The organism is Streptomyces sp. NPDC100445 (assembly GCF_044759735.1).
Taxonomy (GTDB): domain Bacteria; phylum Actinomycetota; class Actinomycetes; order Streptomycetales; family Streptomycetaceae; genus Streptomyces.
The window spans coordinates 462836-487833 of sequence record NZ_JBIVZV010000003.1 but is presented as its reverse complement, the minus strand read 5'-3'; the positions used below and the strand labels follow the sequence as shown (position 1 = coordinate 487833).

23 protein-coding genes are annotated in these 24998 nt (G+C 72.7%); 13 read left to right on the top strand and 10 right to left on the bottom strand.

All coding sequences use genetic code 11. The annotated features are described in order from the left end of the window. Nucleotides 1–1130: 1130 nt before the first annotated feature. A complete protein-coding gene (locus ACIQVT_RS11200; RefSeq protein ID WP_403750710.1) occupies nucleotides 1131–2903 on the bottom strand; it encodes an acetyl/propionyl/methylcrotonyl-CoA carboxylase subunit alpha in 1773 nt (590 codons plus the stop codon). A 364-nt stretch (nucleotides 2904–3267) separates the two neighbouring features. Between ACIQVT_RS11200 and ACIQVT_RS11195 the strand changes: the two genes are divergently transcribed. Then, nucleotides 3268–3849, top strand: coding sequence for a hypothetical protein (locus ACIQVT_RS11195; protein WP_403750708.1), 582 nt, complete (start codon nucleotides 3268–3270; stop codon nucleotides 3847–3849). On the opposite strand, the gene ACIQVT_RS11190 is transcribed toward ACIQVT_RS11195, so the two are convergent. The 4 genes from ACIQVT_RS11190 to ACIQVT_RS11175 form a co-directional block, all read right to left on the bottom strand. After that, the gene (locus tag ACIQVT_RS11190) at nucleotides 3821–4438 is read right to left on the bottom strand and encodes a Maf family protein (RefSeq protein WP_403750706.1); all 618 of its coding nucleotides are present in this window, start codon (nucleotides 4436–4438) and stop codon (nucleotides 3821–3823) included. The two genes, ACIQVT_RS11195 and ACIQVT_RS11190, sit on opposite strands and share 29 nt — an antisense overlap. A 32-nt stretch (nucleotides 4439–4470) precedes the next feature. Then, on the bottom strand, nucleotides 4471–4599 hold the full coding sequence (gene mmpB / locus ACIQVT_RS11185) for a morphogenic membrane protein MmpB (RefSeq protein ID WP_403750704.1): 129 nt from the start codon (nucleotides 4597–4599) through the stop codon (nucleotides 4471–4473). Nucleotides 4600–4668: 69 nt separating this feature from the next. Then, nucleotides 4669–4878 carry an acyl-CoA carboxylase epsilon subunit gene (locus ACIQVT_RS11180; protein WP_403750702.1) on the bottom strand — a complete coding sequence of 70 codons (210 nt, stop codon included), beginning with the start codon at nucleotides 4876–4878 and terminating at the stop codon, nucleotides 4669–4671. 23 nt (nucleotides 4879–4901) lie between these two features. Further along, nucleotides 4902–6515, bottom strand: coding sequence for an acyl-CoA carboxylase subunit beta (locus tag ACIQVT_RS11175; protein ID WP_403750700.1), 1614 nt, complete (start codon nucleotides 6513–6515; stop codon nucleotides 4902–4904). Between the two features lie 110 nt (nucleotides 6516–6625). On the opposite strand from ACIQVT_RS11175, the gene ACIQVT_RS11170 reads away from it, so the two are divergent. After that, nucleotides 6626–7486 (top strand): biotin--[acetyl-CoA-carboxylase] ligase, encoded by an 861-nt coding sequence (locus tag ACIQVT_RS11170; protein WP_403750697.1) that lies wholly within the window; start codon nucleotides 6626–6628, stop codon nucleotides 7484–7486. A 302-nt stretch (nucleotides 7487–7788) separates the two neighbouring features. After that, nucleotides 7789–8913 (top strand): adenylate/guanylate cyclase domain-containing protein, encoded by a 1125-nt coding sequence (locus ACIQVT_RS11165; RefSeq protein ID WP_403750695.1) that lies wholly within the window; start codon nucleotides 7789–7791, stop codon nucleotides 8911–8913. 9 nt (nucleotides 8914–8922) lie between these two features. On the opposite strand, the gene ACIQVT_RS11160 is transcribed toward ACIQVT_RS11165, so the two are convergent. Continuing rightward, nucleotides 8923–9546, bottom strand: a complete 624-nt coding sequence (locus ACIQVT_RS11160; RefSeq protein ID WP_403750693.1) for a hypothetical protein — start codon at nucleotides 9544–9546, stop codon at nucleotides 8923–8925. A gap of 187 nt (nucleotides 9547–9733) precedes the next feature. On the opposite strand from ACIQVT_RS11160, the gene ACIQVT_RS11155 reads away from it, so the two are divergent. From ACIQVT_RS11155 to hutH, 3 genes are all read left to right on the top strand, one after another. Beyond that, entirely contained in the window at nucleotides 9734–10528 is a 795-nt protein-coding gene (locus tag ACIQVT_RS11155) for an enoyl-CoA hydratase/isomerase family protein (RefSeq protein ID WP_403750691.1), read from the top strand. Between the two features lie 384 nt (nucleotides 10529–10912). Next, the gene (locus tag ACIQVT_RS11150) at nucleotides 10913–12055 is read left to right on the top strand and encodes a diguanylate cyclase domain-containing protein (RefSeq protein ID WP_403750689.1); all 1143 of its coding nucleotides are present in this window, start codon (nucleotides 10913–10915) and stop codon (nucleotides 12053–12055) included. Nucleotides 12056–12143: 88 nt separating this feature from the next. Beyond that, a complete protein-coding gene (hutH, locus tag ACIQVT_RS11145) occupies nucleotides 12144–13682 on the top strand; it encodes a histidine ammonia-lyase (RefSeq protein ID WP_403750947.1) in 1539 nt (512 codons plus the stop codon). A gap of 70 nt (nucleotides 13683–13752) precedes the next feature. Here the strand turns inward: hutH and ACIQVT_RS11140 are convergent, their stop codons facing one another. Both ACIQVT_RS11140 and ACIQVT_RS11135 read right to left on the bottom strand, forming a co-directional pair. Then, on the bottom strand, nucleotides 13753–14544 hold the full coding sequence (locus tag ACIQVT_RS11140; RefSeq protein WP_403750687.1) for a hypothetical protein: 792 nt from the start codon (nucleotides 14542–14544) through the stop codon (nucleotides 13753–13755). Between the two features lie 42 nt (nucleotides 14545–14586). Beyond that, nucleotides 14587–14937, bottom strand: a complete 351-nt coding sequence (locus tag ACIQVT_RS11135) for an LAETG motif-containing sortase-dependent surface protein (RefSeq protein ID WP_403750685.1) — start codon at nucleotides 14935–14937, stop codon at nucleotides 14587–14589. A 109-nt stretch (nucleotides 14938–15046) separates the two neighbouring features. Here ACIQVT_RS11135 and ACIQVT_RS11130 point away from each other — a divergent pair, with 109 nt between their 5' ends. The 4 genes from ACIQVT_RS11130 to ACIQVT_RS11115 all read left to right on the top strand — a co-directional run bounded on the left by ACIQVT_RS11130 (nucleotide 15047) and on the right by ACIQVT_RS11115 (nucleotide 19206). Further along, complete coding sequence (locus ACIQVT_RS11130) at nucleotides 15047–15391, top strand: hypothetical protein (protein ID WP_403750683.1); 345 nt, start codon at nucleotides 15047–15049, stop codon at nucleotides 15389–15391. A gap of 228 nt (nucleotides 15392–15619) precedes the next feature. Beyond that, nucleotides 15620–16870, top strand: coding sequence for an Ig-like domain-containing protein (locus ACIQVT_RS11125; RefSeq protein WP_403750681.1), 1251 nt, complete (start codon nucleotides 15620–15622; stop codon nucleotides 16868–16870). 134 nt (nucleotides 16871–17004) lie between these two features. Next, entirely contained in the window at nucleotides 17005–18465 is a 1461-nt protein-coding gene (locus tag ACIQVT_RS11120) for an ABC transporter permease (RefSeq protein WP_403750679.1), read from the top strand. A 57-nt stretch (nucleotides 18466–18522) separates the two neighbouring features. Then, nucleotides 18523–19206, top strand: a complete 684-nt coding sequence (locus ACIQVT_RS11115; protein WP_403750677.1) for an ABC transporter ATP-binding protein — start codon at nucleotides 18523–18525, stop codon at nucleotides 19204–19206. Nucleotides 19207–19616: 410 nt separating this feature from the next. Here the strand turns inward: ACIQVT_RS11115 and ACIQVT_RS11110 are convergent, their stop codons facing one another. Continuing rightward, nucleotides 19617–20528, bottom strand: coding sequence for a helix-turn-helix domain-containing protein (locus ACIQVT_RS11110; protein ID WP_403750675.1), 912 nt, complete (start codon nucleotides 20526–20528; stop codon nucleotides 19617–19619). A gap of 169 nt (nucleotides 20529–20697) precedes the next feature. Here ACIQVT_RS11110 and ACIQVT_RS11105 point away from each other — a divergent pair, with 169 nt between their 5' ends. After that, nucleotides 20698–21738, top strand: a complete 1041-nt coding sequence (locus ACIQVT_RS11105; RefSeq protein ID WP_403750672.1) for an NAD(P)-dependent alcohol dehydrogenase — start codon at nucleotides 20698–20700, stop codon at nucleotides 21736–21738. Nucleotides 21739–21977: 239 nt separating this feature from the next. Beyond that, the gene (gene msrA / locus ACIQVT_RS11100; protein ID WP_403750670.1) at nucleotides 21978–22490 is read left to right on the top strand and encodes a peptide-methionine (S)-S-oxide reductase MsrA; all 513 of its coding nucleotides are present in this window, start codon (nucleotides 21978–21980) and stop codon (nucleotides 22488–22490) included. Nucleotides 22491–22531: 41 nt separating this feature from the next. Here msrA and ACIQVT_RS11095 read toward each other — a convergent pair whose 3' ends face one another. Further along, nucleotides 22532–23650: a hypothetical protein gene (locus ACIQVT_RS11095; protein ID WP_403750668.1), complete on the bottom strand. Its 1119-nt coding sequence runs from the start codon at nucleotides 23648–23650 to the stop codon at nucleotides 22532–22534. 185 nt (nucleotides 23651–23835) lie between these two features. Between ACIQVT_RS11095 and ACIQVT_RS11090 the strand changes: the two genes are divergently transcribed. Beyond that, nucleotides 23836–24990, top strand: coding sequence for a cystathionine gamma-synthase (locus ACIQVT_RS11090; RefSeq protein WP_403750666.1), 1155 nt, complete (start codon nucleotides 23836–23838; stop codon nucleotides 24988–24990). Nucleotides 24991–24998 lie beyond the last annotated feature (8 nt).

The following is a 24998-nucleotide window of genomic DNA, read 5'->3' as shown; positions in this document are numbered from 1 at the left end:
TCCTGCGGCTCGGTAGGCGACCGTGACCGCCCCACCTGCCGCACGCAGGTGCCGCCGCGCGCAGCCGGTGGGTGCACTGCCTGCCGGTGCCCTTCGGCGGGTCGCGCCGTACGCCAGTACGCCCCCCGGGGGCAGGTGCCGCTCCTGCGGCTCGGTAGGCGACCGTGACCGCCCCACCTGCCGCACGCAGGTGCCGCCGCGCGCAGCCGGTGGGTGCACTGCCTGCCGGTGCCCTTCGGAGCCTCGCCCTGTACGCCTGTACGCCTGTACGCCCCTACCCCGGGGACCGGCCCACGCCGTGCCCGGGTACGTCCGCGCAGAGAGATGGCTTGCCGTGCGCAGGTGGCGGTCAATGGCAGCGCCTCTCGGTGGCCTTCGGCCGCTCGCACAACGCGGCTGTACGTCCCCGTCTCCGTCTTCGGGGGCGCCCTCCCTGCCGCTGCCGGTGGCCTTCAGCGGCTCGCCCTGCCCGTGTGCTCGCGCCGTCCGCCGTGCGCCTCCGCCCACTGGGCCCTTCCCTGCCGCCCCTTGGGCGGCCCGCGCTGTACGTACTGGGAGAGCGCCCCACGCCGTAGCCAGGAACGTCTGCGCCACCCCTGCTGGCTCGCGCCCTGCGGCCCGCGCCTCCGCCTGGGGACCGGGTTTCCTCCTGTGGCTCCGTCCCTGGCCGCAGGCGGGCAGTGACGGGCGAGCGGGCCTGTCTGGCGGTGGTCCTCGGTGGCTGGCGCCCTGCGGACATGCCTCTCCGCCCCGGGGGGCGTCCCTCGCGGCGCCACCCCTGTCGGCCGAGCGGCCTGTCTGCCGGTCGCCTTCGGCGGCTCGCGCTGGATGTTCGCATGTTCCCGCGCGCCTTCGCCCCCGGGGAGGCATCCCTCGCGCGCCCCGCCCGGCCCGCAGGCCCCCGCTGGGCCGACGCCTGTCTGCTGGTGGCCTTCGGCCGCTCGCGTCGTACGGCCGCGCGTTCCCGCTCCGGGGACTGGCATGGGCCCGCGCGGGCGGCTGTAACTAGGGGCCGGCGGCGTGCGCCCGCACCTCCCCGCTGCGCTTGCCGTGCGGCCGTGCGGCCGTGGACGTGGGAACGCCCGGTGGGCCGTGGGTGCGGTCCGCCGGGCGTTCGGGTGTTTCGGGGCTCAGTCCTTGATCTCGCAGATCGCCGCGCCCGACGTGACGGACGCGCCGACCTCGGCGCTCAGGCCCTTGACGGTGCCCGCCTTGTGCGCGTTGAGGGGCTGCTCCATCTTCATGGCCTCCAGGACGACGACCAGGTCGCCCTCCTGGACCTCCTGGCCCTCCTCGACCGCGATCTTGACGATCGTGCCCTGCATGGGCGAGGCGAGGGTGTCACCGGAGGCGACGGGCCCGGACTTCTTCGCCGCCCGGCGCTTGGGCTTCGCGCCGGCCGCCAGACCCGTGCGGGCCAGGCTCATGCCGAGCGAGGACGGCAGGGACACCTCCAGGCGCTTGCCGCCGACCTCGACGACGACCGTCTCGCGGCCCAGCTCCTCCTCCGCCTCGATGTCGGCGGGGGCGGTGAAGGGCTTGATGTCGTTGACGAACTCGGTCTCGATCCACCGGGTGTGGACGGTGAAGGGGTCCGTGGAGCCGGTGAGCTCGGGAGCGAACGCGGGGTCGGTGACCACCTTGCGGTGGAAGGGGATCGCCGTGGCCATGCCCTCGACCTGGAACTCCTCCAGGGCGCGGGAGGCCCGCTGGAGCGCCTCCGCGCGGGTGCGACCGGTCACGACCAGCTTGGCCAGCAGGGAGTCCCAGGCCGGGCCGATGACGCTGCCGGACTCCACGCCCGCGTCCAGCCGGACGCCGGGACCGGACGGCGGCGCGAACGTGGTGACCGTGCCGGGGGCGGGCAGGAAGTTACGGCCCGGGTCCTCGCCGTTGATGCGGAACTCGAAGGAGTGGCCGCGCAGGGCGGGGTCGTCGTAGCCGAGTTCCTCGCCGTCGGCGATGCGGAACATCTCGCGCACCAGGTCGATGCCGGCGACCTCCTCGGTCACCGGGTGCTCGACCTGGAGCCGGGTGTTGACCTCGAGGAAGGAGATGGTGCCGTCCTGGCCGACGAGGAACTCGCAGGTGCCGGCGCCCTCGTAGCGGGCCTCGCGCAGGATCGCCTTGGACGCCCGGTACAGCTCCGCCACCTGCGCGTCGGACAGGAACGGCGCGGGGGCCTCCTCGACGAGCTTCTGGTGGCGGCGCTGGAGCGAGCAGTCACGCGTGGACACGACGACGACGTTGCCGTGCTTGTCGGCCAGGCACTGCGTCTCTACGTGGCGCGGCCGATCGAGGTAGCGCTCGACGAAGCACTCGCCGCGGCCGAACGCGGCGACGGCCTCGCGGACCGCCGAGTCGTACAGCTCCGGGACCTCCTCCAGCGTCCGGGCGACCTTCAGACCACGGCCACCGCCACCGAAGGCGGCCTTGATGGCGATGGGTAGGCCGTTCTCCCGGGCGAACTCGACGACCTCGTCGGCGCCGCTCACGGGGTCGGGGGTGCCGGCGACCAGCGGGGCTCCGGCGCGCTGGGCGATGTGGCGGGCGGCCACCTTGTCGCCGAGGTCGCGGATGGCCTGCGGGGGCGGGCCGATCCAGATCAGGCCGGCGTCGAGCACGGCCTGGGCGAATTCGGCGTTCTCCGAGAGGAAGCCGTATCCGGGGTGGACGGCGTCCGCACCGGACTCCCGGGCGGCACCCAGGACCTTCTCGATGTCCAGATAGCTGGTGGCCGGGGTGTCACCGCCCAGGGCGAACGCCTCATCCGCGGCGCGGACATGCAGAGCGTCCCGGTCCGGGTCGGCGTAGACGGCCACGCTCGCGATCCCGGCGTCCCGGCAGGCCCGGGCCACGCGGACAGCGATTTCGCCACGGTTGGCGATGAGCACCTTGCGCACGATTGAGGCTCCCTCCTTGAAACAAGCCGAGTTTAGGGACTGCCGACACGGCTCTTCGACCCGTCCCCACTGGTGAGCTTGCCCACACGGAGCGTGATGCGAGGCTCGCCCTACCCGCGAAAGCCCTTGTCGCACCGCCGTACGCAGGACTCCTGCGGAAAACCCTAGCCCCGCCGTGTGGTCAAGGTCTCTGTGAGAGCGTGCTGCGGCCCACTCCGATTCTTTGTCGAGTCCCTACGAATGGCCCAATGATTCTTTGCTGGCGCACGAACCCTTGTCCCCGGGTTTACCCGTTAGTAGCGTTCGAGCTGTCCCGAACGTACCTGAGGTAACAGGCTGCTGGTGTGAGAGTGGGTGGGGGCCGGTGGTGCGCAGACCGGTGGCGTGGCTGGTGGCGGTCGTCCTGCTCGCGGAGGCAGTGCTCGTCGCGGCGCTGAACTGGTTGCTGGGGACGGTCGTCGACCACCAGCACATGTCCCTGGCCGGCCTCGACCCGTCCGTGATGGCGACGTCCTCCAAGGTCGGCGGTGTCCTCTTCGGCGCCTACTTCGCGCTGTGCGCGCTGGTCTCCCTGCTGGTGGCGGTCCGCGACCGCGCCCCGGCCGATTTCGGCCGGGTCCTGCTGATCAGCGCGGCGGTGGTGCACGGCCTGCTCGGCGCGTTCGTCTGGGGTCTGGTCGGCTGGACGGCGTTCCTGTTCATGGTCGTCGTCCTCGCGCTGATCGTCCTGCTCCTGATGACGTACGACCGCGCGGCCGGGCCGGAGAGCGCCGCCGGCCCGGAGCCCGGCGCGGACGGCGGACCGGCCGTGTGGACGCAGCCGGGCGTGTCGTCCGGCGGCGCGGGCGCGCCGGCGGACCGCACCGAGGAGCCGCGGGACGGCGACGACGAACCGCAGGACACCGTCCCCGCCCAGGTCACGCGCCCGGCGCCCACAACTCCGTGATGCCGACGCCCAGCCGGGCGAGGAGCTTGCGCACCAGGGGCAGGCTGATGCCGATCACGTTGCCGTGGTCGCCCTCGATGCCCTCGATGAACGGCGCCGACCGGCCGTCCAGGGTGAACGCCCCGGCGACGTGGAGGGGCTCGCCGGAGGCCACGTAGGCGGCGACCTCCTCGTCGCTCGGCTCGCCGAAGCGGACGACCGTGGAGGCGGTCGCCGACACGTACCGGCCGGCCTCGGTGTCCCACACGCAGTGGCCGGTCTGGAGCACGCCGGCCCGTCCGCGCATCGCCTTCCAGCGGGCGACCGCCTCCTCGGCGTCGGCGGGCTTGCCGAGCGCCCTGCCGTCCAGCTCCAGCACCGAGTCGCAGCCGATCACCAGGGCGCCGCGCACCTCCGGCCTGGCCGCGACGACCGACGCCTTCGCCTCGGCCAGGGCGAGCGCCAGCTCCGCCGGGGTGGGGGCGGTGACGGCGTCCTCGTCGACGCCGCTCACGATCACCTCGGGGGCGAGGCCCGCCTGCCGGAGCAGGCCGAGCCGGGCGGGGGACTGGGAGGCGAGCACGAGTCGCCTGCGGGGCGTGTCAGTCATGCCGTCAGGTTAGTCAGCGCCGGCCGGCGGGCTCACCTCAGACCGATGACGACCATGACCAGGATCATGGCCGAGGCCACGAAGAGGCCGAGCCGCCGGAGCATGTCCTGCGCGTCGCGCAGCTCTTCCGGCGGCTCGTCCTCGGGATCCGACCACAGCATCCCTCCAGCGTGCGGCGCCGGTGGCCGGGGTGCCTGAGTACCCGTACTCAAGTTGTGCCGGGCCGCTCCTCAGGCCGGCCAGTAGGTGCGGGTCCAGGACGCCGGGCCCGGCGCGGGGACGCGGGCGGCCGCGATCCGTGCCGGGTCGGCCCACGCGTCCGCCGGTCCCTCCGCGCCGGACGGCGCCACCGCCGCCGCCGCGGCGCGGACGCGGACCACCGCCAGGGCGGCGGCCAGCTCCTCGGGGGTCGGGTTGCCTCGTACGACCTTGATGTTCATGACCGCTCCCGGGGTCCGCGGGCCTAGAGGGGGATGTTGCCGTGCTTCTTCGGAGGCAGGGATTCCCGCTTGGTGCGCAGTTGACGCAGCCCGCGCACGATGTGGGCGCGGGTGTCCGACGGCATGATCACCGCGTCGACGTAGCCGCGCTCGGCCGCGACGTAGGGGTTGAGGAGGGTGTCCTCGTACTCCTGGATCAGCCGGGCGCGCACCGCCTCGGCGTCCTCGCCGGTCTCCGCCGCCTCGGCGATGGTGCGCCGGTGCAGGATGTTGACCGCGCCCTGGGCGCCCATGACGGCGATCTGGGCGGTGGGCCAGGCCAGGTTGAGGTCGGCGCCGAGGTGCTTGGAGCCCATGACGTCGTAGGCGCCGCCGAAGGCCTTGCGGGTGATGACGGTGATCAGCGGGACGGTGGCCTCGGCGTAGGCGTAGATGAGCTTGGCGCCGCGCCGGATGATGCCGTCGTGCTCCTGGCCGACGCCCGGGAGGAAGCCGGGGACGTCCACGAAGGTCAGCACCGGCAGGTTGAAGGCGTCGCAGGTCCGCACGAACCGCGCCGCCTTCTCGCTGGCGGTGATGTCCAGGCAGCCGGCGAACTGCATCGGCTGGTTGGCGACGATGCCGACGGGGCGGCCCTCGACCCGGCCGAAACCGGTGAGGATGTTCGGCGCGAACAGCGCCTGCGTCTCGAAGAACTCGGCGTCGTCCAGGACGTGCTCGATCACCGTGTGCATGTCGTACGGCTGGTTGGCGCTGTCCGGTACGACGGTGTCCAGCTCACGGTCCTCGTCGCCGACGGCGAGGTCCGCCTCCTCGGGGAAGACCGGGGGCTCGGAGAGGTTGTTGGACGGCAGGTACGACAGCAGCTGCTTGACGTACTCGATGGCGTCCTTCTCGTCGCCGGCCATGTGGTGGGCCACGCCCGAGGTGGTGTTGTGGGTCCGGGCCCCGCCCAGCTCCTCGAAGCCGACGTCCTCGCCGGTGACCGTCTTGATGACGTCGGGGCCGGTGATGAACATGTGCGAGGTCTGGTCGACCATGACCGTGAAGTCGGTGATGGCCGGCGAGTAGACGGCACCGCCCGCGCACGGGCCGACGACCAGGCTGATCTGCGGGATCACCCCGGAGGCGTGGGTGTTGCGGCGGAAGATCTCGCCGTACGCCCCGAGGGAGGCGACCCCCTCCTGGATCCGGGCGCCGCCGGAGTCGTTGATGCCGATGACCGGGCAGCCGGTCTTCAGCGCGAAGTCCATGACCTTGACGATCTTCTGGCCGTAGACCTCGCCGAGGGCCCCGCCGAAGACCGTGAAGTCCTGCGAGAACACGGCGACCGGCCGGCCGTCCACGGTCCCGTACCCGGTGACGACGCCGTCCCCGTACGGGCGGTTGTGCTCCAGCCCGAAGTTGGTCGACCGGTGCCGGGCGAACTCGTCCAGCTCGACGAAGGACTCCTCGTCGAGCAGCAGCTCGATCCGCTCACGGGCCGTCAGCTTGCCCTTGGCGTGCTGCTTCTCGACGGCGCGCGCCGAGCCGGCGTGTGTCGCCTCGTGGATGCGCCGCTGGAGATCCGCGAGCTTGCCCGCGGTGGTGTGGATGTCGATCTCGTCGATCTCGTGACGCTCTTCCGGCTCGGACATCGGGATGCGGCTCCCTGCCTGCTCAAAAGGGGGGACGGTTACTCATCCGTAGGGTAGTGGCGTGCCTACCGATCAGCACTGCGTCGTTTACCACACCTAGGGTGGCTTGCATGACGCCGCGCGATCCATCAGACGACAGCCGCTGGTCCGACCTGGACCGCCCGCCCCTGAACGCCACGGCACTGCAGCGCGGACTGGTCCGGGAGGGCAGCCTCTACCGCACCGTGGAGGTGGTGCAGCGCACCGGCTCCACCAACTCCGACCTCGCCGCGCGGGCCGCCGCCGGCACCGCCGGGGAGGGCACCGTCCTCGTGGCGGAGGAGCAGACGGCCGGCCGGGGCCGGCTCGACCGGCAGTGGACGGCGCCGCCGCGCTCCGGCCTGTTCTTCTCCGTCCTGCTCCAGCCCACCGAGGTGCCGGTGGCCCGCTGGGGCTGGCTCCCGCTGCTGACCGGCGTCGCCGTGGCGACCGGCCTGTCCCGGGCGGCCGGCGTCGACACGGCACTCAAGTGGCCCAACGACCTGCTGCTGACCGTGGACGGCGAGGAACGCAAGGCCGGCGGCATCCTCGCGGAGCGGGCCGGCACGGACGGCGTCGTCATCGGCGTCGGCGTCAACGTCACCCTCCGGGCCGACGAACTCCCGGTCCCGCAGGCGGGCTCCCTGGCCCTGGCCGGCGCGATCGGCACGGACCGCGACCCGCTGCTGCGGGCGGTGCTGCGCTCCCTGGAGGACTGGTACCGGCGCTGGCGCGCCGCCGGCGGCGACCCCGCGGCCAGCGGCCTCCAGGCGACCTACACGGCGGGCTGCGCGACCCTCGGCCGGACGGTGCGCGCGGAACTGCCGGGCGACCGGTCGCTCGTCGGGGAGGCCGTGGCGCTGGACGGCGACGGGCGGCTGGTCATCGCCACCGGCGAGGGCGTGCAGGAGCCGGTCGGGGCGGGCGACATCGTCCACCTGCGACCGGCGTGACGGCCGGGCCGGTGACCGGCTCGGCGGGCCGACGTCCCAGCCGACGTCCCAAGGGGGCGGGAAACCGCGCGATCGGCCACGATGGACGAGGCGGCCGACGACGGTGACACGCCGCCCCGGCCGGACGCCGGGGCCCCGGGACCGCTGGTCCCGGTGGACGCCCGCCGCAGCTCCGGGCACCGTTCCACCCCCGAACGACAGGCGTGCCGCCGGCCGAACCCGACGGAGTGAGCTGGCGCACACCTGCCGTAGAGTTGAGCGCGGTCGTTACCTGACCGCGGCAGATCGGAAGGGCAGCAGGCGTGACCGTCGACGACACGGGCTCCGGCGCGGGCGGGGACGGCCGGTTGGACCCCGACGCCCCCGACAGCGGCGAGGACCCGCTGGCCCTGCGACTCGAACAGCTCATCCTGGGCGCCGAGCGCCGCTACACCCCGTTCCAGGCCGCGCGGAGCGCCGGCGTCTCCATGGAGCTGGCCTCGCGGTTCTGGCGCGCCATGGGCTTCGCGGACATCGGCCAGGCCAAGGCTCTCACCGAGGCCGACGTCCTCGCCCTGCGCCGCCTCGCCGGCCTGGTGGAGGCGGGCCTGCTCAGCGAGGCCATGGCGGTCCAGGTGGCCCGGTCCACGGGGCAGACCACCGCCCGGCTGGCCGAGTGGCAGATCGACTCCTTCCTGGAGGGCCTGACCGAGCCCCCCGAACCGGGCATGACCCGCACCGAGGTCACGTACCCGATCGTCGAGCTGCTCCTGCCCGAGCTGGAGGAGTTCCTGGTCTACGTCTGGCGCCGCCAGCTCGCCGCGTCGGCCGGCCGGGTCGTGCAGACCGCCGACGACGAGGAGATGGTCGACCGCCGGCTCGCCGTCGCCTTCGCCGACCTCGTCGGCTTCACCCGGCTCACCCGCCGGATGGAGGAGGAGGAGCTCGGCGAACTCGTCGAGGCCTTCGAGACCACCGCAGCGGACCTCGTGGCGGCGCGCGGCGGCCGGCTGATCAAGACCCTCGGCGACGAGGTGCTCTACGCGGCGGACGACGCCGGCACGGCCGCCGACATCGCGTTGCGGCTGGTGGAGACGCTGTCCAACGACGAGACGATGCCGGAACTCCGGGTCGGTATGGCGTTCGGCACGGTGACCACCCGGATGGGCGACGTGTTCGGCACGACGGTGAACCTGGCGTCCCGGCTGACCTCGATAGCCCCGCGCGACGCCGTCCTCGTCGACAGCGCCTTCGCCGAGGAGCTGATCCGCACCGGTGAGGCGCCCGCCTCGGAGGCGGAGGCCGCCGAGGCCGCGGCCGCCGCGGAGAAGGAGGGCGAGGACCCGCCGGTGTACCGCTTCGCGCTCCAGCCGATGTGGCAGCGTCCGGTGCGCGGGCTCGGCGTGGTCGAACCGTGGCTGCTCACGCGCCGCGACGACACCCCCTGACCACGGCCGTCAGCCGCCCGTGCCCACGCACAGGGGGATCACCGGCAGGCAGAACTCACCCGGACCGTGCCTCGGCGGACGGTGACTCGACGAGGGGCTCGGCGCGGGAGCGGGAGCGGGCGGCACGGAGGGCGTCCGTGCGGGCGGGGTGGGACCGACCGGACCGCCGCTCGGGGCATCGGTCGGTACGACGCTCGGTACGGCGGTGCCCCCGGCCGGTGCGGTGTCCCGTGCCGTGGCCGGCGGGGTGCCAGGTCCGGTGCCCGGCGGGGTGGCCGTGCCCGCGGCGGTGGTCGTCGGTGCGTCCGATCCGGTGGTGGCCGCCGGTGTCGCGCCGCGACCCCGGCCGCCCATCACGGAGGCCGCCGAAGGCAGGGCGACGGGAGCGGCGGCGAGGCCGGCCCCGGCCGAGCGGTGCGGCGCCCCGCCGCCCGGACCGGGCCGGGACTCGGCCTCCGCCGTCCCCGGGGCCCCGACGCCCGAGTCCGGTGCGACCCGGACCAGGCCGAGCACGCCGGCCGCCAGCGCGAGACCGCCGACGGCGAGCAGCACCCCTCGCGGCCGCGGCCTGCGGTGCCGGCCGCGCCGTGGCTGCTCCCGCTCGGTCGCGGTCCGCGCAGGTGTCGGTGTCATGGGTCCCTCCCCGCCGCGCGCCCCGGGCGCGCCATGGCGGAGCACGCTATGCGCTGCCGTGGGCGATACGGACCGGGACCACCGGTATGTCACTCGAACGGGTGTAGCCCCCCGCACTTCACGTGCGGGGGCGGGGCTGCGATGATCGAGCGGACGGTCAGTTAACCCGCGTTAACCGGAGGGTGTCATGAGCGAGGAGCGGTTCGGGGAGTTCGTGCTGGTGCGGCGGCACGGACACGTCGCGGAGCTGGTGCTGGACCGGCCCAAGGCGATGAACGCCGTGTCGACGGAGATGGCCCGTTCCCTCGCGGGCGCGTGCGCCGCGCTCGCCGCCGACCGGGACGCCCGGGTGGTCGTGCTGACCTCGTCGCACGAACGCGCGTTCTGCGTCGGGGCGGACCTGAAGGAGCGGAACTCCTTCACCGACGCCGAGCTGGTGCGGCAGCGGCCGGTGGCGCGGGCGGCGTACACCGGGGTGCTGGAGCTGCCGATGCCGACGGTGGCCGCCGTGCACGGGTTCGCGCTGGGTGGCGGATTCGAGCTGGCCCTGTCCTGCGACCTGATCGTGGCCGACCGTACGGCCGTGGTGGGGCTGCCCGAGGTGTCCGTGGGCGTGATCCCGGGCGGCGGCGGTACGCAGTTGCTGCCCCGGCGGGTCGGGGCGGCCCGCGCGGCCGAGCTGATCTTCTCCGCACGCCGGGTGGAGGCGGCCGAGGCGGCCGAGCTGGGTCTGGTGGACCGGCTGGTGGAGGAGGGGCGCGACCGCGAGGAGGCGCTGGCCCTGGGGGAGCGGATCGCCGGGAACTCCCCGGTGGGCCTGCGCGCGGCCAAGCGCGCCCTGCGGCTGGGCCACGGGCTGGACCTGCGGGCGGGCCTGGAGGTCGAGGACGCGGCCTGGCGCTCGGTGGCGTTCTCGGGAGACCGGGCGGAAGGGGTGGCCGCCTTCAACGAGAAGCGCACCCCCCAATGGCCCGGCGAGTAACCCGCAACCGGCCGGCCCCCTGAAGCAGCGCGGGCCCACCAGCGCCCTGAAGCACCGCCAACCCACCAGCGCCCTGAAAGAGCGCGGCCCCACCCGGGCCCTGAAGCAGCGCCGGTCCACCAGCGCCCTGAAGGGGCGCGGGGAACTGCGCGCCCAGCCGAAACTGACCCGCAGCCGAACCGGACCGGACCGGTCCCGGGGGCACTCCGAAGTCCCCGGCGACACCAGCTCCCTGAAAGGGGCGCGGGGAACTGCGCGCCCAGCCGAAACGCACCCGCACCCGAAAACCGCACCCAAACCGCACCCAAACCCCGCACCCGTGCCCTACCGCCCCCACAAGTCACCGCCAGCGCAAATCACCCAATTCCTCCCTAACCTGGATGGATGGCTGAGGACAACCGGCTAGCCGCAGTCGTGGCGCTGGCGCAGGGCATGGCGGCGGCACACACCCCACGGGAGTGCTGGCAGGCCGCCGCGGTCGGCGCCTGCCGCGCCCTGGACGGCAGTTTCGCCGCGCTGTCGGTGTGGGAGCGCGGCCTGGGCCGGCTGCGGGTCCTGGTGAACGTGGGGGACCGCGCTCCGGACGAGGAGCAGTTCCCGGAGTCCGAGGCCTACCCGGTGCACCAGTTCCCGGAGATCACGGAGTTCCTGCACGAGCGGTGGGCGGGCGGCGGCGGCCCGAACGCGTGGGTGGAGACGGCCGAGGGCGCGGCCGCCGGCACCCCCGGCTACCTGCACCAGCGGGTCGCCGCCCTGCGCCGCCGCGGCCGCGGCTGCTGCGTCGTCGCCCCCGTGGTGCTGCACGGCAGGGCGTGGGGCGAGCTGTACGTGGCCCGCGCGGTCGGGGAGGCGCTGTTCGGCCGGCCGGACGCGGACTTCGCCACGGTGCTGGCCGCGGTGGTCGCCGCCGGGATAGCGCAGACCGAGCGGCTGGAGGAGGCCCGCCGGCTGGCGTTCACCGACGCGCTGACCGGCCTGGCCAACCGCCGCGCGGTGGACGTGCGCCTGGAGGAGGCCGTCGAGCGGCACCGCACGGAGGGGGTGGCCGTCAGTCTCGTCGTCTGCGACCTGAACGGGCTGAAGCGGGTCAACGACACCCTCGGCCACGCCGTCGGCGATCGCCTCCTCGAACGGTTCGGCTCGGTGCTGTCGCTGTGCGGGGCGATGGTGCCGGGCGCGCTGGCGGCGCGGCTCGGCGGGGACGAGTTCTGCCTGCTGGCGGTCGGGCAGCCGGCCGACGACGTGGCCGAGGCCGCCGGCGAGCTGTGTCGGCGGGCGGCCGAGCTGGAGCTGGGCGAGGGGGTGGCGTGCGGGGTGGCCTCGACGGAGGACCCGATCGGGGAGGTGCGGGACGCCCGCCGGCTGTTCCGGCTCGCGGACGCGGCGCAGTACCGGGCCAAGGCGCTGCGCGCGGACCGGCCGGTGGTGGCGGGCCGGGACGGGCCGGACGATCCGGTCGTACGGTTGGCGGACGAGGCGCCGCCGCCGCGCGGCGAACGGCGGCGGTTCCGCGGGCGCCGGCCGTGAGGCGAAGCCCACACCCCGCGGTAAGGGTCGCACCGGCACTCCACTAGTGACACCGCCACATTCAATGCGTACGCTCCTGAATATGGATATGCACACTGTGGTGGTGGGGACGTCCGGTCTCACGGCGTCCGACGTTCTCGCCGTGGCGCGCGGCGGTGCCCGCATCGAACTGTCGGAACAGGCGGTGACGGCCCTCGCGGCGGCCCGCGAGATCGTGGACGCGCTGGCGGCCAAGCCGGAGCCGGTCTACGGCGTCTCCACCGGCTTCGGCGCGCTGGCGACCCGGCACATCAGCCCGGAGCTCCGCGCCCAGCTACAGCGCAACATCGTCCGCTCGCACGCCGCCGGCATGGGCCCGCGGGTGGAGCGAGAGGTCGTCAGGGCCCTGATGTTCCTGCGGCTGAAGACCGTCTGCTCCGGGCACACCGGCGTCCGGCCCGAGGTCGCGCAGACCATGGCCGACGTGCTGAACGCCGGCATCACCCCGGTCGTGCACGAGTACGGCTCGCTCGGCTGCTCCGGCGACCTCGCCCCGCTCTCGCACTGCGCGCTGACCCTGATGGGAGAGGGCGACGCGGAGGGCCCCGACGGCACCGTCCGCCCCGCGGGCGAGCTGCTCGCCGAGCACGGCATCCGCCCCGTCGAGCTGCGCGAGAAGGAGGGCCTGGCCCTCCTCAACGGCACCGACGGCATGCTCGGCATGCTGATCATGGCCCTCGCCGACCTCGACACCCTCTACAAGTCCGCCGACATCACCGCCGCCCTCAGCCTGGAGGCGCTGCTCGGCACGGACCGGGTGCTCGCCCCCGAGCTGCACGCCATCCGGCCGCACCCGGGGCAGGGCGCCAGCGCCGCCAACATGCTCGCCGTGCTGGAGGGTTCGCAGCTCACCGGCCACCACCAGGACGACGCGCCGCGCGTGCAGGACGCCTACTCGGTGCGCTGCGCCCCGCAGGTCGCCGGCGCCGGACGTGACACGATCGCGCACGCCCGCCTGGTCGCGGAGCGGGAGCTCGCCTCCGCCGTCGACAACCCGGTGGTGCTGCCCGACGGGCGCGTGGAGTCCAACGGCAACTTCCATGGCGCGCCCGTGGCCTACGTGCTGGACTTCCTCGCCGTCGCCGCCGCGGACCTCGGCTCGATCGCCGAGCGCCGTACCGACCGGCTGCTGGACAAGAACCGTAGCCACGGCCTGCCGCCGTTCCTCGCCGACGACGCCGGTGTCGACTCCGGCCTGATGATCGCCCAGTACACGCAGGCGGCACTGGTCAGCGAGATGAAGCGGCTCGCCGTGCCGGCCTCCGCGGACTCCATCCCGTCCTCCGCGATGCAGGAGGACCACGTCTCCATGGGCTGGTCGGCCGCGCGGAAGCTGCGCACCGCCGTGGACAACCTCACCCGGATCATCGCGGTCGAGCTGTACGCGGCCACCCGGGCCGTCGAGCTGCGCGAGGGCCTCACCCCGGCGCCCGCCTCCCGGGCGGTCATCGAGGCGGTACGGGCCGCCGGTGTGCAGGGGCCCGGTCCGGACCGGTTCCTGGCGCCCGACCTGGCCGCCGCCGACGCGTTCGTGCGCAGCGGTGCCCTGGTGACGGCCGCGGAGAAGGTCACCGGCCCGCTGAGGTGAACGTGAGGGGCCCCGGCCGCGGCCGGGGCCCCATCCCACACCTCGCGCTACGCGCCCGCCGGACGGGGCGTCACTTCAGCTTGGCCGCCTGGGCCTTCACGACCGGGGCGGACACGGTGTAGGGCTTCTTGCCCATCATGGCGCCGATGTTGATCGTGGTGTAGGTGGCGAGGGTGGCGCCGTGCCGCACGACCTCGGCGTGCAGCGGCAGCGCGCCGTCCTCGCCGGTGTCGTTGCTCGCGGTGAAGGCCACCGAGGCGTCGCCCGTGCCGGAGGACTTCTCCTCGGCGACCTTGGTGAACCGGCCCTTCTCGCCGTCCTGCCGGCCGGAGAAGCCGTCCGCGCAGGCCTTGACCGCGTCGGAGACCGACGTCAGGGCCCGCTGCGCGCCGTCCCCGTCGTACGAGGCGAGGGTGACGACGGTGACGTCCACGTCCATGGACTTGTGGAGCGCGTCCGCGAACTTGCCGTCGGCCAGGTCGTCGCCGGAGGGAGTGCCCGCGGCGGGTGCCTTCTTGGCCTGCGTGGCCATGCGGCTGGTGGTCGCCGCCGGGTCGCCGGGCGCGACGCCGGTCAGCGCGCGCAGCACCGGCTCGCACCGCGCGTCGCCCGAGGTGACCTGGTCCTTGGTGGGCAGACCGCCCTCGACGGCGCCGACCTTGTACCCGGGCACCTCGCCCTCGGCGATGATCAGCTTCTTCAGTTCCGCGGCGCTCGGCGCCTCGGCGGCCGGGCTCGCCGCGTCCTTGCCCCCGCCGTCACCGGCGTCCTTCGGGGTCTCGGCGCAGCCCGTGACCAGGGCGAGCGACAGCACGCTCACCACCGCGGTGGCGCACAGCCGCACGCCCGATGATCTCTTCATGGGCGAACTATGTGCGGGCTGCCAAAGACTCGTCAAGGATGATTAAAAGCCCAGGCGTTCCCGGCGTACCGAATACATGACGAAACCGGCGCCCACGGAGAGGAAGAGGCTCCCGCCGACGACGTACGGGGTCGTGTCGGGGCTTCCCGTGTCGGCGAGTTCGGAGCCGTCCCGCACCTCCCGGACGGTGTCCGCCGGGCCGGCGGTGTCGGTCGTGTCGGTGGTCGCCGCGGTCACCGCTCTCGCCTGTGTGACGCGCGTCGGCGCCGACGTCTCCACCGCGGTGCCCCGCGGGGCGTTCTGCGAGGCGTTGGCGGAGGGGACGAACCACAGGGCGCACAGCACGGTGCCCGCGGCGGTGGCGGTCAGCAGCGGACGGCGAACGGATGACACGGAATATCGATCCCCTTGTGACGCTGGCGAATTGGCCGTGTGGGGCGATGTTAGTGAAAGGCGCGGGTCACAGGAAAGTCACGGGAGGTTCCGGCCGTACGCTCACGGCATGACCATTGAAGAGACATCACGTTTTGTACGGCTTCGAGTGGAGCTGGTCCTGGAGGTGCAGGACGACGACGAGGTCACGAAGGCCGCGCTGCGCCGGCTCGCCGCGGACCCCGAGCTGCCGGAGTCGGAGCGGGCCCAGGCCGAGAGTGCTGTGACCGAAGACACCGCGGAGGCGCTGGCGTACCTCGTGGACCCGTTCGACCTGGTCAGCGAGGTACCCGGGGTGGAGCTCCAGCAGGCGTCCTGGTCCAGCGAGCGGGTCGACTACGACCCCGACTCACCCGAATGGGACCTGGACGAGGATGATGGGCGGGACGACGAGGAAGAGGGCGGCATCGGCTGAGCTTCCCGGGGCACCCATGACCCCGGACGGCAACCGCCGTCCGGGGTTTCGTCGTCCCAGGGGACGCACGGACCGGATCCCGCGCCACCCGCGGACACCGCTCCGCGAACGTGGTGTGCCCCACAGGGCCACTCGATGTGGAACGGGACCGTACGGCCGTAGCGTTGAACGTTCTTACGGGGACACTCGGGGTTTTTTCGCGACTCGGCAATGATGGAGAAGCTTGTGATGACGGACAGTAAGCGGCGCAGGGGCCTGGTGGCCGCGTCCGCTCTGCTCGGCGGTGTGCTGGTGCTCACGGGGTGTTCCGGTGGCGACGACAGCGCCTCCGGCAGCGGCAGCGGCGACTCCTCGCAGGCCCAGGCCGACGCGGCCGCGGCGAAGAAGACGTCGGAGGCGCAGATCACGATCACGCCGAAGGACGGCTCGAACAACGCCTCGATCAACAACTCAGCGGCCGTCAAGGTGAGCAAGGGCACGCTCACGTCCGTCACGATGACCACGCAGGACGGCAAGACCGTCGCCGGCCGGCTCTCCGCCGACCGCAAGAGCTGGCAGCCGAGCGTCCAGCTGGAGCGGTCCACCACCTACCGGCTCGCCGCGGAGGCCAAGGACTCCGCGGGCCGCACGGCCCACGAGAACGCCTCCTTCACCACCGTCTCCCCGGCCAACAGTTTCATCGGCTCCTTCACCCCGGACAACGGCTCCACGGTCGGTGTCGGCATGCCCGTGTCGATCAACTTCGACAAGGCGATCACCAACAAGGCCGCCGTGCAGAAGGGCATCACGGTCAGCTCCAGCAGTGGCCAGGAGGTCGCCTGCCACTGGTTCAGCGCCAACCGCATGGACTGCCGCCCCGAGGAGTACTGGAAGGGCGGCTCCACCGTCACGCTGAAGCTGGCGCTCGACGGCGTCCAGGGCGCGAGCGGTCTCTACGGCGTCCAGCAGAAGACGGTCACCTTCCACGTCGGCCGCAACCAGGTCACGTACGTCGACGCGAAGACCAAGCAGATGAAGGTCACGCAGGACGGAAAGGTCGTCAAGACCATACCGATATCCGCCGGTTCGCCCGACAACAAGACCTACGAGGGCCAGATGGTGATCTCCGAGAAGTTCAAGGAGACCCGGATGAACGGCGCGACGGTCGGTTTCACCGACGACGACGGCAAGGGCGAGTACGACATCAAGGACGTCCCCCACGCCATGCGCCTGACCACCTCCGGCACCTTCGTGCACGGCAACTACTGGGGCGCCCCCTCGGTGTTCGGCAACCTGAACACCAGTCACGGCTGCGTCGGCCTCCAGGACAAGAAGGGCGCCGGCGACCCGAACACGCCGGCCGCGTGGTTCTACAACCACTCGCTCATCGGTGACGTCGTCGTCGTCCGGAACACCGGCGACAAGACGGTCGCCCCGGACAACGGCCTCAACGGCTGGAACATGGACTGGACGCAGTGGAAGGCCGGTTCGGCCGTCTGACGCCCCACCCCCAGCTCTCCCGGTGCCGCCCCCCAGGGGCGGCACCGGCGTTTCCGGGGCCCGGCCACGGCTTCTCATGCTCCTCTTATGCCGGGCTTATGGTCCCATCAGGGTGCGTCCCTAGCTTGCGGGCCATGTTCTTCACCTACCTGAGGCGCGAACTGCGCCGCCGCAGAAAGGCGGCCCTCGTCGTCGCCTCCGGGCTCGCGCTGGGCATCGCGCTGGTCATCGTGGTCGACTCCGTGTCCAGCGGCATGGGACGGGCCCAGGACAAGGTCCTCCAGTCGCTGTACGGCCTGGGTACGGACATGACGGTCACCAAGGCGGCCACGCCCACCGCCGCCGGATCCCAGCAGCCCCGCTTCCGCTTCGACGCGCGCGGCGACGACCGGGGCGCCACCCAGAGCAGCGACCGGGTCCGCGTCCAGGGCTTCACCACCCTCGCGTCCTCCACGGTCGGCGAGGTCGCCGGCCAGCGCGGCGTCGCGCAGGCCGTCGGCGGGCTGAGCCTCAGCGTCGTGAAGGTCAGCGGCCGGTTCACCCGGGGCCAGTTCCAGCAGAACGGCGCGAGCGGCGGCTACCAGCGGGGCGGCGGCACCGGCGCCCCGCAGGGCGAGGTGAAGGGCGGCGGCGCCGACTTCGACATCAACCAGTACACGGTCTACGGCACCGACGTCACCAGGACCGGGCTCGGCCCCCTGACCTCGTCCAGGATCACCGCCGGCCGTAGCTTCCGCACCACCGAGACCGGCGCCGCGGTGGCCGTGGCCGACGCGGCGTACGCCAAGCGGAAGAAGTACGCGGTCGGCTCCACCGTCACCGTCAAGGGCACCGCGTTCAAGGTGATCGGCATCGCCACCGCGACCAGCGGTGACTCGGCGGCCGACCTGTACATCCCGCTGAAGCGGGCGCAGACCCTCGCCGGCGAGAAGGACAGGATCACCACGATCTACGTCAAGGCGGCCGGCTCCCAGCGGATCGACGCCGTCAAGAGCGCCATCCAGAGACACGTGTCCGGCACCACGGTCACCACCTCCGCCGACCTCGCCAAGACCGTCTCCGGCTCCCTGTCCACCGCCTCCTCCCTCGCCACCAAGGTCGGCACGTGGCTGTCGCTAGCGGTGCTGGTCGCCGCGTTCCTGGTCGCGGGCCTGCTCACCTCCTCGGCGGTCTCCCGCCGGGTCCGCGAGTTCGGCACGCTGAAGGCGCTCGGCTGGACGTCGGGCCGGGTCACCCGTCAGGTGGTGGGCGAGGCCGTCGTCAACGGCCTGGTCGGTGGCGTCCTCGGCATCGCGCTCGGCCTGGCGGGCGCGTACGCCGTGACCGCCGTCAGCCCCACCCTCCAGGCCGAGTTGGGCACAAGCACGGGAGGCGGCGGCTTCGGCGGCGGCACCGGCGGACCCGGCGGCGGCTTCGGCGGGCCGGGACGCCAGGCGGCCAAGTCGCTGGAAGTCACGCTGAGCGCGCCGGTGAGCGTCACGACGATCGCCCTGGCGGTCGGCCTCGCGGTCGCCGGCGGCCTGATCGCGGGAGCCTTCGGCGGCTGGCGGGCGTCCCGCCTGCGTCCGGCGGACGCGCTGCGACGGGTGGAGTGAGGGCCGGCCGGCGACACGACGACGCGCACCACCTCGACCACCCCAGGAGCCACGCACATGTACGAACTGAAGAACGTCACCAAGCGCTACACCAGAGGCAAGGACGCCGTCCACGCCCTGGACGGTGTCGACCTCACCATCGGCGACGGCGACCGCCTCGTCATCCAGGGCCCCACCGGCGGCGGCAAGTCCACCCTGCTCCAGATGCTCGGCGGCCTGGACCGCCCGACCTCCGGTGAGGTCGTCCTGGACGGCACCGACCTGTCCGGTCTCTCCGAGGCCCGCCTGACCAGGGTCCGCAGCGAGAACATCGGCTTCGTCTTCCAGTCCTTCAACCTCATCCCGACGCTCACCGCCCAGGAGAACGTCGAGACCGCCCTCGTCCCCCTCGGCGTCAGGGGCCGGGAGCGGCGCGACCGGGCCGCCGAGGCACTGACCTCCGTCGGCCTGGGCGAACGCCTCGCCCACCTACCCTCGGAGATGTCCGGCGGACAGCAGCAGCGCGTCGCCATCGCCCGCGCCCTGGTGAAGAGGCCCAAGGTGCTGCTGGCCGACGAACCGACCGGCAACCTGGACGAGAGCATGCGGGACGAGATCATGGACGTGCTCGAACGCCTGTGGAGGGAGCACGGGCTGACCTTCATCATGGTCACCCACGACTCCGCGCTCGCCAAGAAGGCCCCACGGCTGGCGACCCTGCGCAAGGGCAGGATCACGGTGAAGGAGAACGCCGACGCCTGACGGTCTCAGTGTGGAAAAGGTCTGCACCGGCCGCTGTTGCGGTGCCGGCGTTCTCTTTCGATGGTGATGTGCTGTTGAGCAGTTGTGATGCTGTATCGGCCCGGACGCGACCGGCGTTCGGGCGCCGATAACCGGCGTTCCATTCGGCCAAGGCTTCAGGTTGACGTCCGTCCTCGGCTCAGCACCGTCACCCGCGTGGGACGAAGGGCCCATCGGCCGGATGTGCGAACGCTCGCACTGTAGTCCTTGTGGACGACACCGCCCCCGGATCCACCGGGAACCTCAAGAGCTGGACGCTCAGATTCTGACCGCCATCTGAGGCGGCGTCGGTGCCTCACCCACCGGTAGCCCGACACCGACGGCCCGCGGGAAGCCCACGCCTCCCACGGGCCGTCCGCCGTCCACCGGCCTCAGGCCGACCGCACCGCGTGGGCCGCGTCCGCGCCCCAGCTGGCCAGCAGGCGCAGGGAGGCGGCCGAGTCGGAGTCCGGATCGGCGTGGTAGGTGATGAGGGACTGGTCCGAGCCGTCCGTCAGCCGGAAACTCTCGAAGTTCAGCGCCAGCCCGCCCACCAGGGGGTGGTGCAGGTGCTTGACGCCGTGGCTCTTCTCCTTGACGTCGTGCGTGGCCCACAGCCGGCGGAACTCCTCGCTCTTCACCGACAACTCCCCGACCAGCGCCGACAGCCGCGGATCGTCCGGGTAGCAGCCCGCGTCCATGCGCAGGGCGCAGACGATGTCGATCGCCTTCTGCTCCCAGTCGGCGAACAGGTCCCGGTAGTCCGGACACAGGAAGACCAGCCGGGCCCAGTTGCGCTCGCCCGGCGGAAGCTTCGCCCAGTCCCCGAAGAGCGCCGCCGCCATCCGGTTCCAGGCGAGGATCTCCGCGCGCCGCCCCACCACGTACGCCGGTACGCCGTCCATCGTGTCCAGCAGCTGCCGCAGCGCCGGCCGGACCTGCTGCTGCCGCGCCGCCGGCTTCTTCTTGTGCGCCTTCGGCTTGGCCAAGCGGGTGAGGTGCGCGTGCTCGGCCTCCGTCAGGCGTAGGGCGCGGGCGATGGAGCCCAGCACCTCCGCCGAGACGTTCTTCCCGTTGCCCTGCTCGAGCCGGGTGTAGTACGCCACCGACACCCCGGCCAGCTGCGCCAGCTCCTCGCGGCGCAGCCCGGGCACCCGGCGGTGCCGTCCGAAGTCGGGCAGACCCACGTCCTCCGGCTTCAGCCGGGCGCGCCGACTGCGCAGGAACTCGCTCAGCTCCGCCCGCCGGTCCAGCGTCCCGCCGGTGATGGCCACTGCGTCCGGCCGCTCGTCCCTGCTGTCCATACGTCCAGTATTCCTGGTCGTACGCACAGGAGCCTGACCCCGCCGGTGGTAGGCACGGCGGTCGTACGCAAAGGCGTGGTCTGGGTGGACCGCCGTCCGCGGGGCACGCTGGACACCGTGCCCGGCCGGACCGCGGCCGGGCACGCGAGACAGCTAGGAGACCCCCGGCATGACCACTGTTGCCGCGTACGCCGCACCCGCCGCGAAGGCCCCGCTGGAGCGGACCACCATCGAGCGCCGCGCGGTCGGCGAGCACGACGTCCTGATCGACATCAAGTTCGCCGGCATCTGCCACTCCGACATCCACCAGGTCCGCGAGGGCTGGGGCGAGGCGATCTTCCCCATGGTCCCGGGCCACGAGATCGCCGGCGTCGTCTCCGAGGTCGGCCCCGGCGTGACCCGGTACCAGGTCGGCGACCGGGTGGGCGTCGGCTGCATGGTCGACTCCTGCCGTGAGTGCGAGAACTGCCTCAAGGGCCTGGAGCAGTTCTGCGTCAAGGGCATGGTCGGCACCTACAACGCCGTCGGCCGCGACGGTGAGACCACCTACGGCGGCTACTCCGAGAAGATCGTCGTCGACGAGAACTACGTCGTCCGCATCCCCGACGGCCTGGCCCTGGACGTGGCCGCGCCGCTGCTGTGCGCGGGCATCACCACGTACTCCCCGCTGCGTCACTGGAACGCCGGACCCGGCAAGAAGGTCGCGGTCGTCGGCCTCGGCGGCCTCGGCCACATGGCGGTGAAGATCGCGCACGCCATGGGCGCCGAAGTGACGGTCCTCTCCCAGTCGCTGCGCAAGAAGGAGGACGGCCTCAAGCTGGGCGCCGACCACTACCACGCCACCAGCGACCCGAAGACCTTCGAGGAGCTGGCCGGCAGCCTCGACCTGATCGTCTCCACGGTGTCGGCCCCGATGGACTTCGGCGCGCTGCTGTCGCTGCTGAAGGTGGACGGCGCCCTGGTGAACGTCGGCGCGCCCGAGGAGCCGATCGCCCTCAACCTGTTCTCGGTGATCGGCGGCCGCAAGACCCTGGCGGGTTCCATGATCGGCGGCATCCAGGAGACCCAGGAGATGCTGGACTTCTGCGCCGAGCACGGCATCGGCGCCGAGATAGAGCTGATCAGCGCCGCCGAGGTCAACGAGGCGTACCAGCGGGTCATGGACAGCGACGTCCGCTACCGCTTCGTCATCGACACGGCGACGATCTGACCGACGGGCCTTCGCACCCTCGCGGAGCGGGGCCGGCGCGACACGCCGGCCCCCCGGACCGCCCTCCCGCGTCCTGAGCACACGGGCCCTACCGCTGCGCGTCCACCCCGCCCCGCCCCGCCGACCCGGGCATGGAATCGCCCGGAACCCTCGCGTGTTGAGGGGGTGGGCGTGAGAAGCCGGCGGTGTGCGCGTCGAGCGGCCCGAGTGACCGAGTGGACGAACAGTGGAGGGCGACAATGGCTGCGCAGACGCAGAGGGCCGTGCTGGCGGGCGGATGCTTCTGGGGCATGGAGGAGCTGATCCGCCGGCTCCCGGGCGTGACCGCGACCCGGGTCGGCTACACCGGCGGCGACGTGCCGAACGCGACGTACCGCAACCACGGCACGCACGCGGAGGCCATCGAGATCCTCTTCGACCCCGAGCGGACCGACTACCGCGCGATCCTGGAGTTCTTCTTCCAGATCCACGACCCGAGCACCAAGAATCGCCAGGGCAACGACATCGGCTCCAGCTACCGCTCGGCGATCTACTACGTGGACGACGAGCAGAAGCGGATCGCCGAGGACACCATCGCGGACGTGGACGCCTCCGGGCTGTGGCCGGGCAAGGTCGTCACCGAGGTGGAACCCGTCGGCCCCTTCTGGCAGGCCGAGCCCGAGCACCAGGACTACCTCCAGCGGTACCCGGACGGCTACACCTGCCACTTCCCCCGGCCGGGATGGCGGCTGCCCGCCCGCACCGAGGGCTGACCGGTGCGGCGGCCCGGCGAGCCCGGCCTGCCTGGCCCGGGTCAGCCGGGGAGGCCGGCCGGGCTGCCGCCGTTGGCCTCGTACCCGGCGACCGCCAGCGCGCGGTAGACGGCGAACTCCGCGGCCGGGTCGGCGCACAGCGTCCAGGGCAGGGCGCCGACGTGACCGTCGACGTGCACCAGCTGGTGCATGGCCTCCGCCCAGCGTTCGGCGCGGACCAGGAAGAAGACCAGCAGGTGCCGGACGTGCGGCAGCGTCGGGTCGTCGGAGCGGGCCGCCTGCACCGCGTGCAGCGCGCCGTGCACCGCCCGGGTGACGACCTGGCTCCGGTGGAACCCCGCGACCAGGTTCACCTCCGGGAGGTGCTCGAACACCGCGAACAGCGGCAGCGCGGCGAGCAGCGAACCCCGCGGGGCGCGGGCGGCGGCGGCCTCGGCGAAGGCGTACGCCTGCTCCCGCGAGCCGTGCCACTTCTCGCACCAGTAGTGCAGCGCGGCCAGGTGCGCGCCCATGTGGTGCGGGGCGCGGTCCAGTATCTTCAGCCACAGCTGCGCGAACTCGTCCTCGGAGTAGGCCAGTCCGCGGGCGATGGACAGCTCGACCAGGTACGGAACCGGGTCGCCGGGGGCCAGCAGGGCGGCCGTCGCGCAGGCGGACCGGGCCTCCTCCATGATGATCCGGAAGTCGTCCGTGCCCGGTGTCGACGTCCGCCAGGCCTGCTGCACCAGGAACTCCGCGTGGACGGCGGCGCCGCCCGCGTCCTTGGGCTGCTCGGCCCGCCACACCCTGAGCCACTGCCCGCCCGGCGTCGTGTGTATCCCACCCGGGCGCTGCTGGAGCTCCAGGGCGGCGGCGCCCGCGAAGGCCTGCACCCGCTGCCAGCGCAGCTCGCCCCCGGTCTCGGTGCCGGCCAGCAACTGGGCGGCGGCCCGGTGATCCTGTGTGCGCTGCACCAGTTCCAGCACGTCCAGCAGGTCCTGGTCGGGGCCCGGCAGGCGCACGTCCAGCTCCTCCTGGCGCACGAAGCCGTAGTCCTCCGGGTCGGCGGCGTCCGGGTGGCCCGGGGGAACCTGCTCGATCACCCCGCGCCCGCGCCGCAGGACCGGGAGCAGGACGAAGCCCAGCATGAGCAGCGCCATCAGCAGCCAGAGAATCGCCATGCCCCAAGCGAACCAGACGCCGCCGACAATTGGCGAACCCCGCCGCGTACCTGTGGAAAACACTGGACCGGGGCATGACAGGGGCGTGCGGGCGCGGTCCGTCGGCACAGGGATATCCCTAGCGCCGGTGCCGCCGCAGTCGGGCGGGACTCACGATCCGGCCGGGCGCACTACGCTCGGTGTACATGAGCGACAGGCACATCAGTCAGCACTTCGAGACCCTCGCGATCCACGCGGGCAACACCGCGGACCCCGCGACCGGCGCGGTCGTCCCGCCGATCTACCAGGTGTCGACCTACAAGCAGGACGGCGTGGGCGGGCTGCGCGGCGGCTACGAGTACAGCCGCAGCGCCAACCCGACCCGGACGGCCCTGGAGGAGAACCTCGCCGCGCTGGAGGGGGGCCGCCGCGGTCTCGCCTTCGCGTCCGGCCTGGCGGCCGAGGACACGCTGCTGCGTACGCTCCTCGTCCCCGGTGACCACGTGGTCATCCCCAACGACGCCTACGGCGGCACCTTCCGGCTCTTCGCCAAGGTCGCCACCCGCTGGGGCGTGGAGTGGTCCGTCGCCGACACCAGCGACCCGGCCGCCGTGCGCGCCGCGATCACCCCGAAGACCAAGGCCGTCTGGGTGGAGACACCCTCCAACCCGCTCCTCGGCATCACCGACATCGCCGCCGTCGCCCAGGTCGCCCACGACGGTGGCGCGCGGCTCGTCGTCGACAACACCTTCGCGACGCCCTACCTCCAGCAGCCGCTGGCGCTCGGTGCCGACGTCGTCGTGCACTCCCTGACCAAGTACATGGGCGGCCACTCCGACGTGGTCGGCGGCGCGCTGATCGTCTCGGACCCGGGTCTGGGCGAGGAACTGACCTACCACCAGAACGCCATGGGTGCCGTGGCCGGCCCCTTCGACTCCTGGCTGGTGCTGCGCGGCACCAAGACCCTCGCGGTGCGGATGGACCGGCACAGCGAGAACGCCACACGGATCGCCGACATGCTGACCCGGCACCCCCGGGTGACCGACGTGCTCTACCCGGGATTGCCCGACCACCCCCACCACGAGGTCGCCGCCAAGCAGATGAAGGCGTTCGGCGGCATGGTGTCGTTCCGGGTCGAGGGCGGCGAGGCGGCGGCCGTCGAGGTGTGCAACCGCGCCCAGGTGTTCACCCTCGGCGAGTCCCTCGGCGGCGTCGAGTCCCTCATCGAACACCCCGGCCGGATGACCCACGCCTCCGCGGCCGGATCGGCGCTGGAGGTACCGGGCGACCTGGTACGCCTGTCCGTCGGCATCGAGAACGTCGACGACCTGCTGGCGGACCTGAAGCAGGCCCTCGGCTAGGCACCCGG

Excerpts from the sequence above, each read along its gene's own strand:
- ACIQVT_RS11110 (WP_403750675.1), bottom strand. The coding sequence starts at position 20,528 with ATGGACAGCAGGGACGAGCGGCCGGACGCAGTGGCCATCACCGGCGGG.
- ACIQVT_RS11140 (WP_403750687.1), bottom strand. The coding sequence starts at position 14,544 with ATGAAGAGATCATCGGGCGTGCGGCTGTGCGCCACCGCGGTGGTGAGC.
- ACIQVT_RS11155 (WP_403750691.1), top strand. The coding sequence starts at position 9,734 with ATGAGCGAGGAGCGGTTCGGGGAGTTCGTGCTGGTGCGGCGGCACGGA.
- ACIQVT_RS11115 (WP_403750677.1), top strand. The coding sequence starts at position 18,523 with ATGTACGAACTGAAGAACGTCACCAAGCGCTACACCAGAGGCAAGGAC.
- ACIQVT_RS11180 (WP_403750702.1), bottom strand. The coding sequence starts at position 4,878 with ATGAACATCAAGGTCGTACGAGGCAACCCGACCCCCGAGGAGCTGGCC.
- msrA (WP_403750670.1), top strand. The coding sequence starts at position 21,978 with ATGGCTGCGCAGACGCAGAGGGCCGTGCTGGCGGGCGGATGCTTCTGG.
- hutH (WP_403750947.1), top strand. The coding sequence starts at position 12,144 with ATGCACACTGTGGTGGTGGGGACGTCCGGTCTCACGGCGTCCGACGTT.
- ACIQVT_RS11190 (WP_403750706.1), bottom strand. The coding sequence starts at position 4,438 with ATGACTGACACGCCCCGCAGGCGACTCGTGCTCGCCTCCCAGTCCCCC.
- ACIQVT_RS11150 (WP_403750689.1), top strand. The coding sequence starts at position 10,913 with ATGGCTGAGGACAACCGGCTAGCCGCAGTCGTGGCGCTGGCGCAGGGC.
- ACIQVT_RS11125 (WP_403750681.1), top strand. The coding sequence starts at position 15,620 with ATGACGGACAGTAAGCGGCGCAGGGGCCTGGTGGCCGCGTCCGCTCTG.
- ACIQVT_RS11105 (WP_403750672.1), top strand. The coding sequence starts at position 20,698 with ATGACCACTGTTGCCGCGTACGCCGCACCCGCCGCGAAGGCCCCGCTG.
- ACIQVT_RS11130 (WP_403750683.1), top strand. The coding sequence starts at position 15,047 with ATGACCATTGAAGAGACATCACGTTTTGTACGGCTTCGAGTGGAGCTG.
- ACIQVT_RS11120 (WP_403750679.1), top strand. The coding sequence starts at position 17,005 with ATGTTCTTCACCTACCTGAGGCGCGAACTGCGCCGCCGCAGAAAGGCG.
- ACIQVT_RS11160 (WP_403750693.1), bottom strand. The coding sequence starts at position 9,546 with ATGACACCGACACCTGCGCGGACCGCGACCGAGCGGGAGCAGCCACGG.
- ACIQVT_RS11090 (WP_403750666.1), top strand. The coding sequence starts at position 23,836 with ATGAGCGACAGGCACATCAGTCAGCACTTCGAGACCCTCGCGATCCAC.
- ACIQVT_RS11170 (WP_403750697.1), top strand. The coding sequence starts at position 6,626 with ATGACGCCGCGCGATCCATCAGACGACAGCCGCTGGTCCGACCTGGAC.
- ACIQVT_RS11095 (WP_403750668.1), bottom strand. The coding sequence starts at position 23,650 with ATGGCGATTCTCTGGCTGCTGATGGCGCTGCTCATGCTGGGCTTCGTC.
- mmpB (WP_403750704.1), bottom strand. The coding sequence starts at position 4,599 with ATGCTGTGGTCGGATCCCGAGGACGAGCCGCCGGAAGAGCTGCGCGAC.
- ACIQVT_RS11175 (WP_403750700.1), bottom strand. The coding sequence starts at position 6,515 with ATGTCCGAGCCGGAAGAGCGTCACGAGATCGACGAGATCGACATCCAC.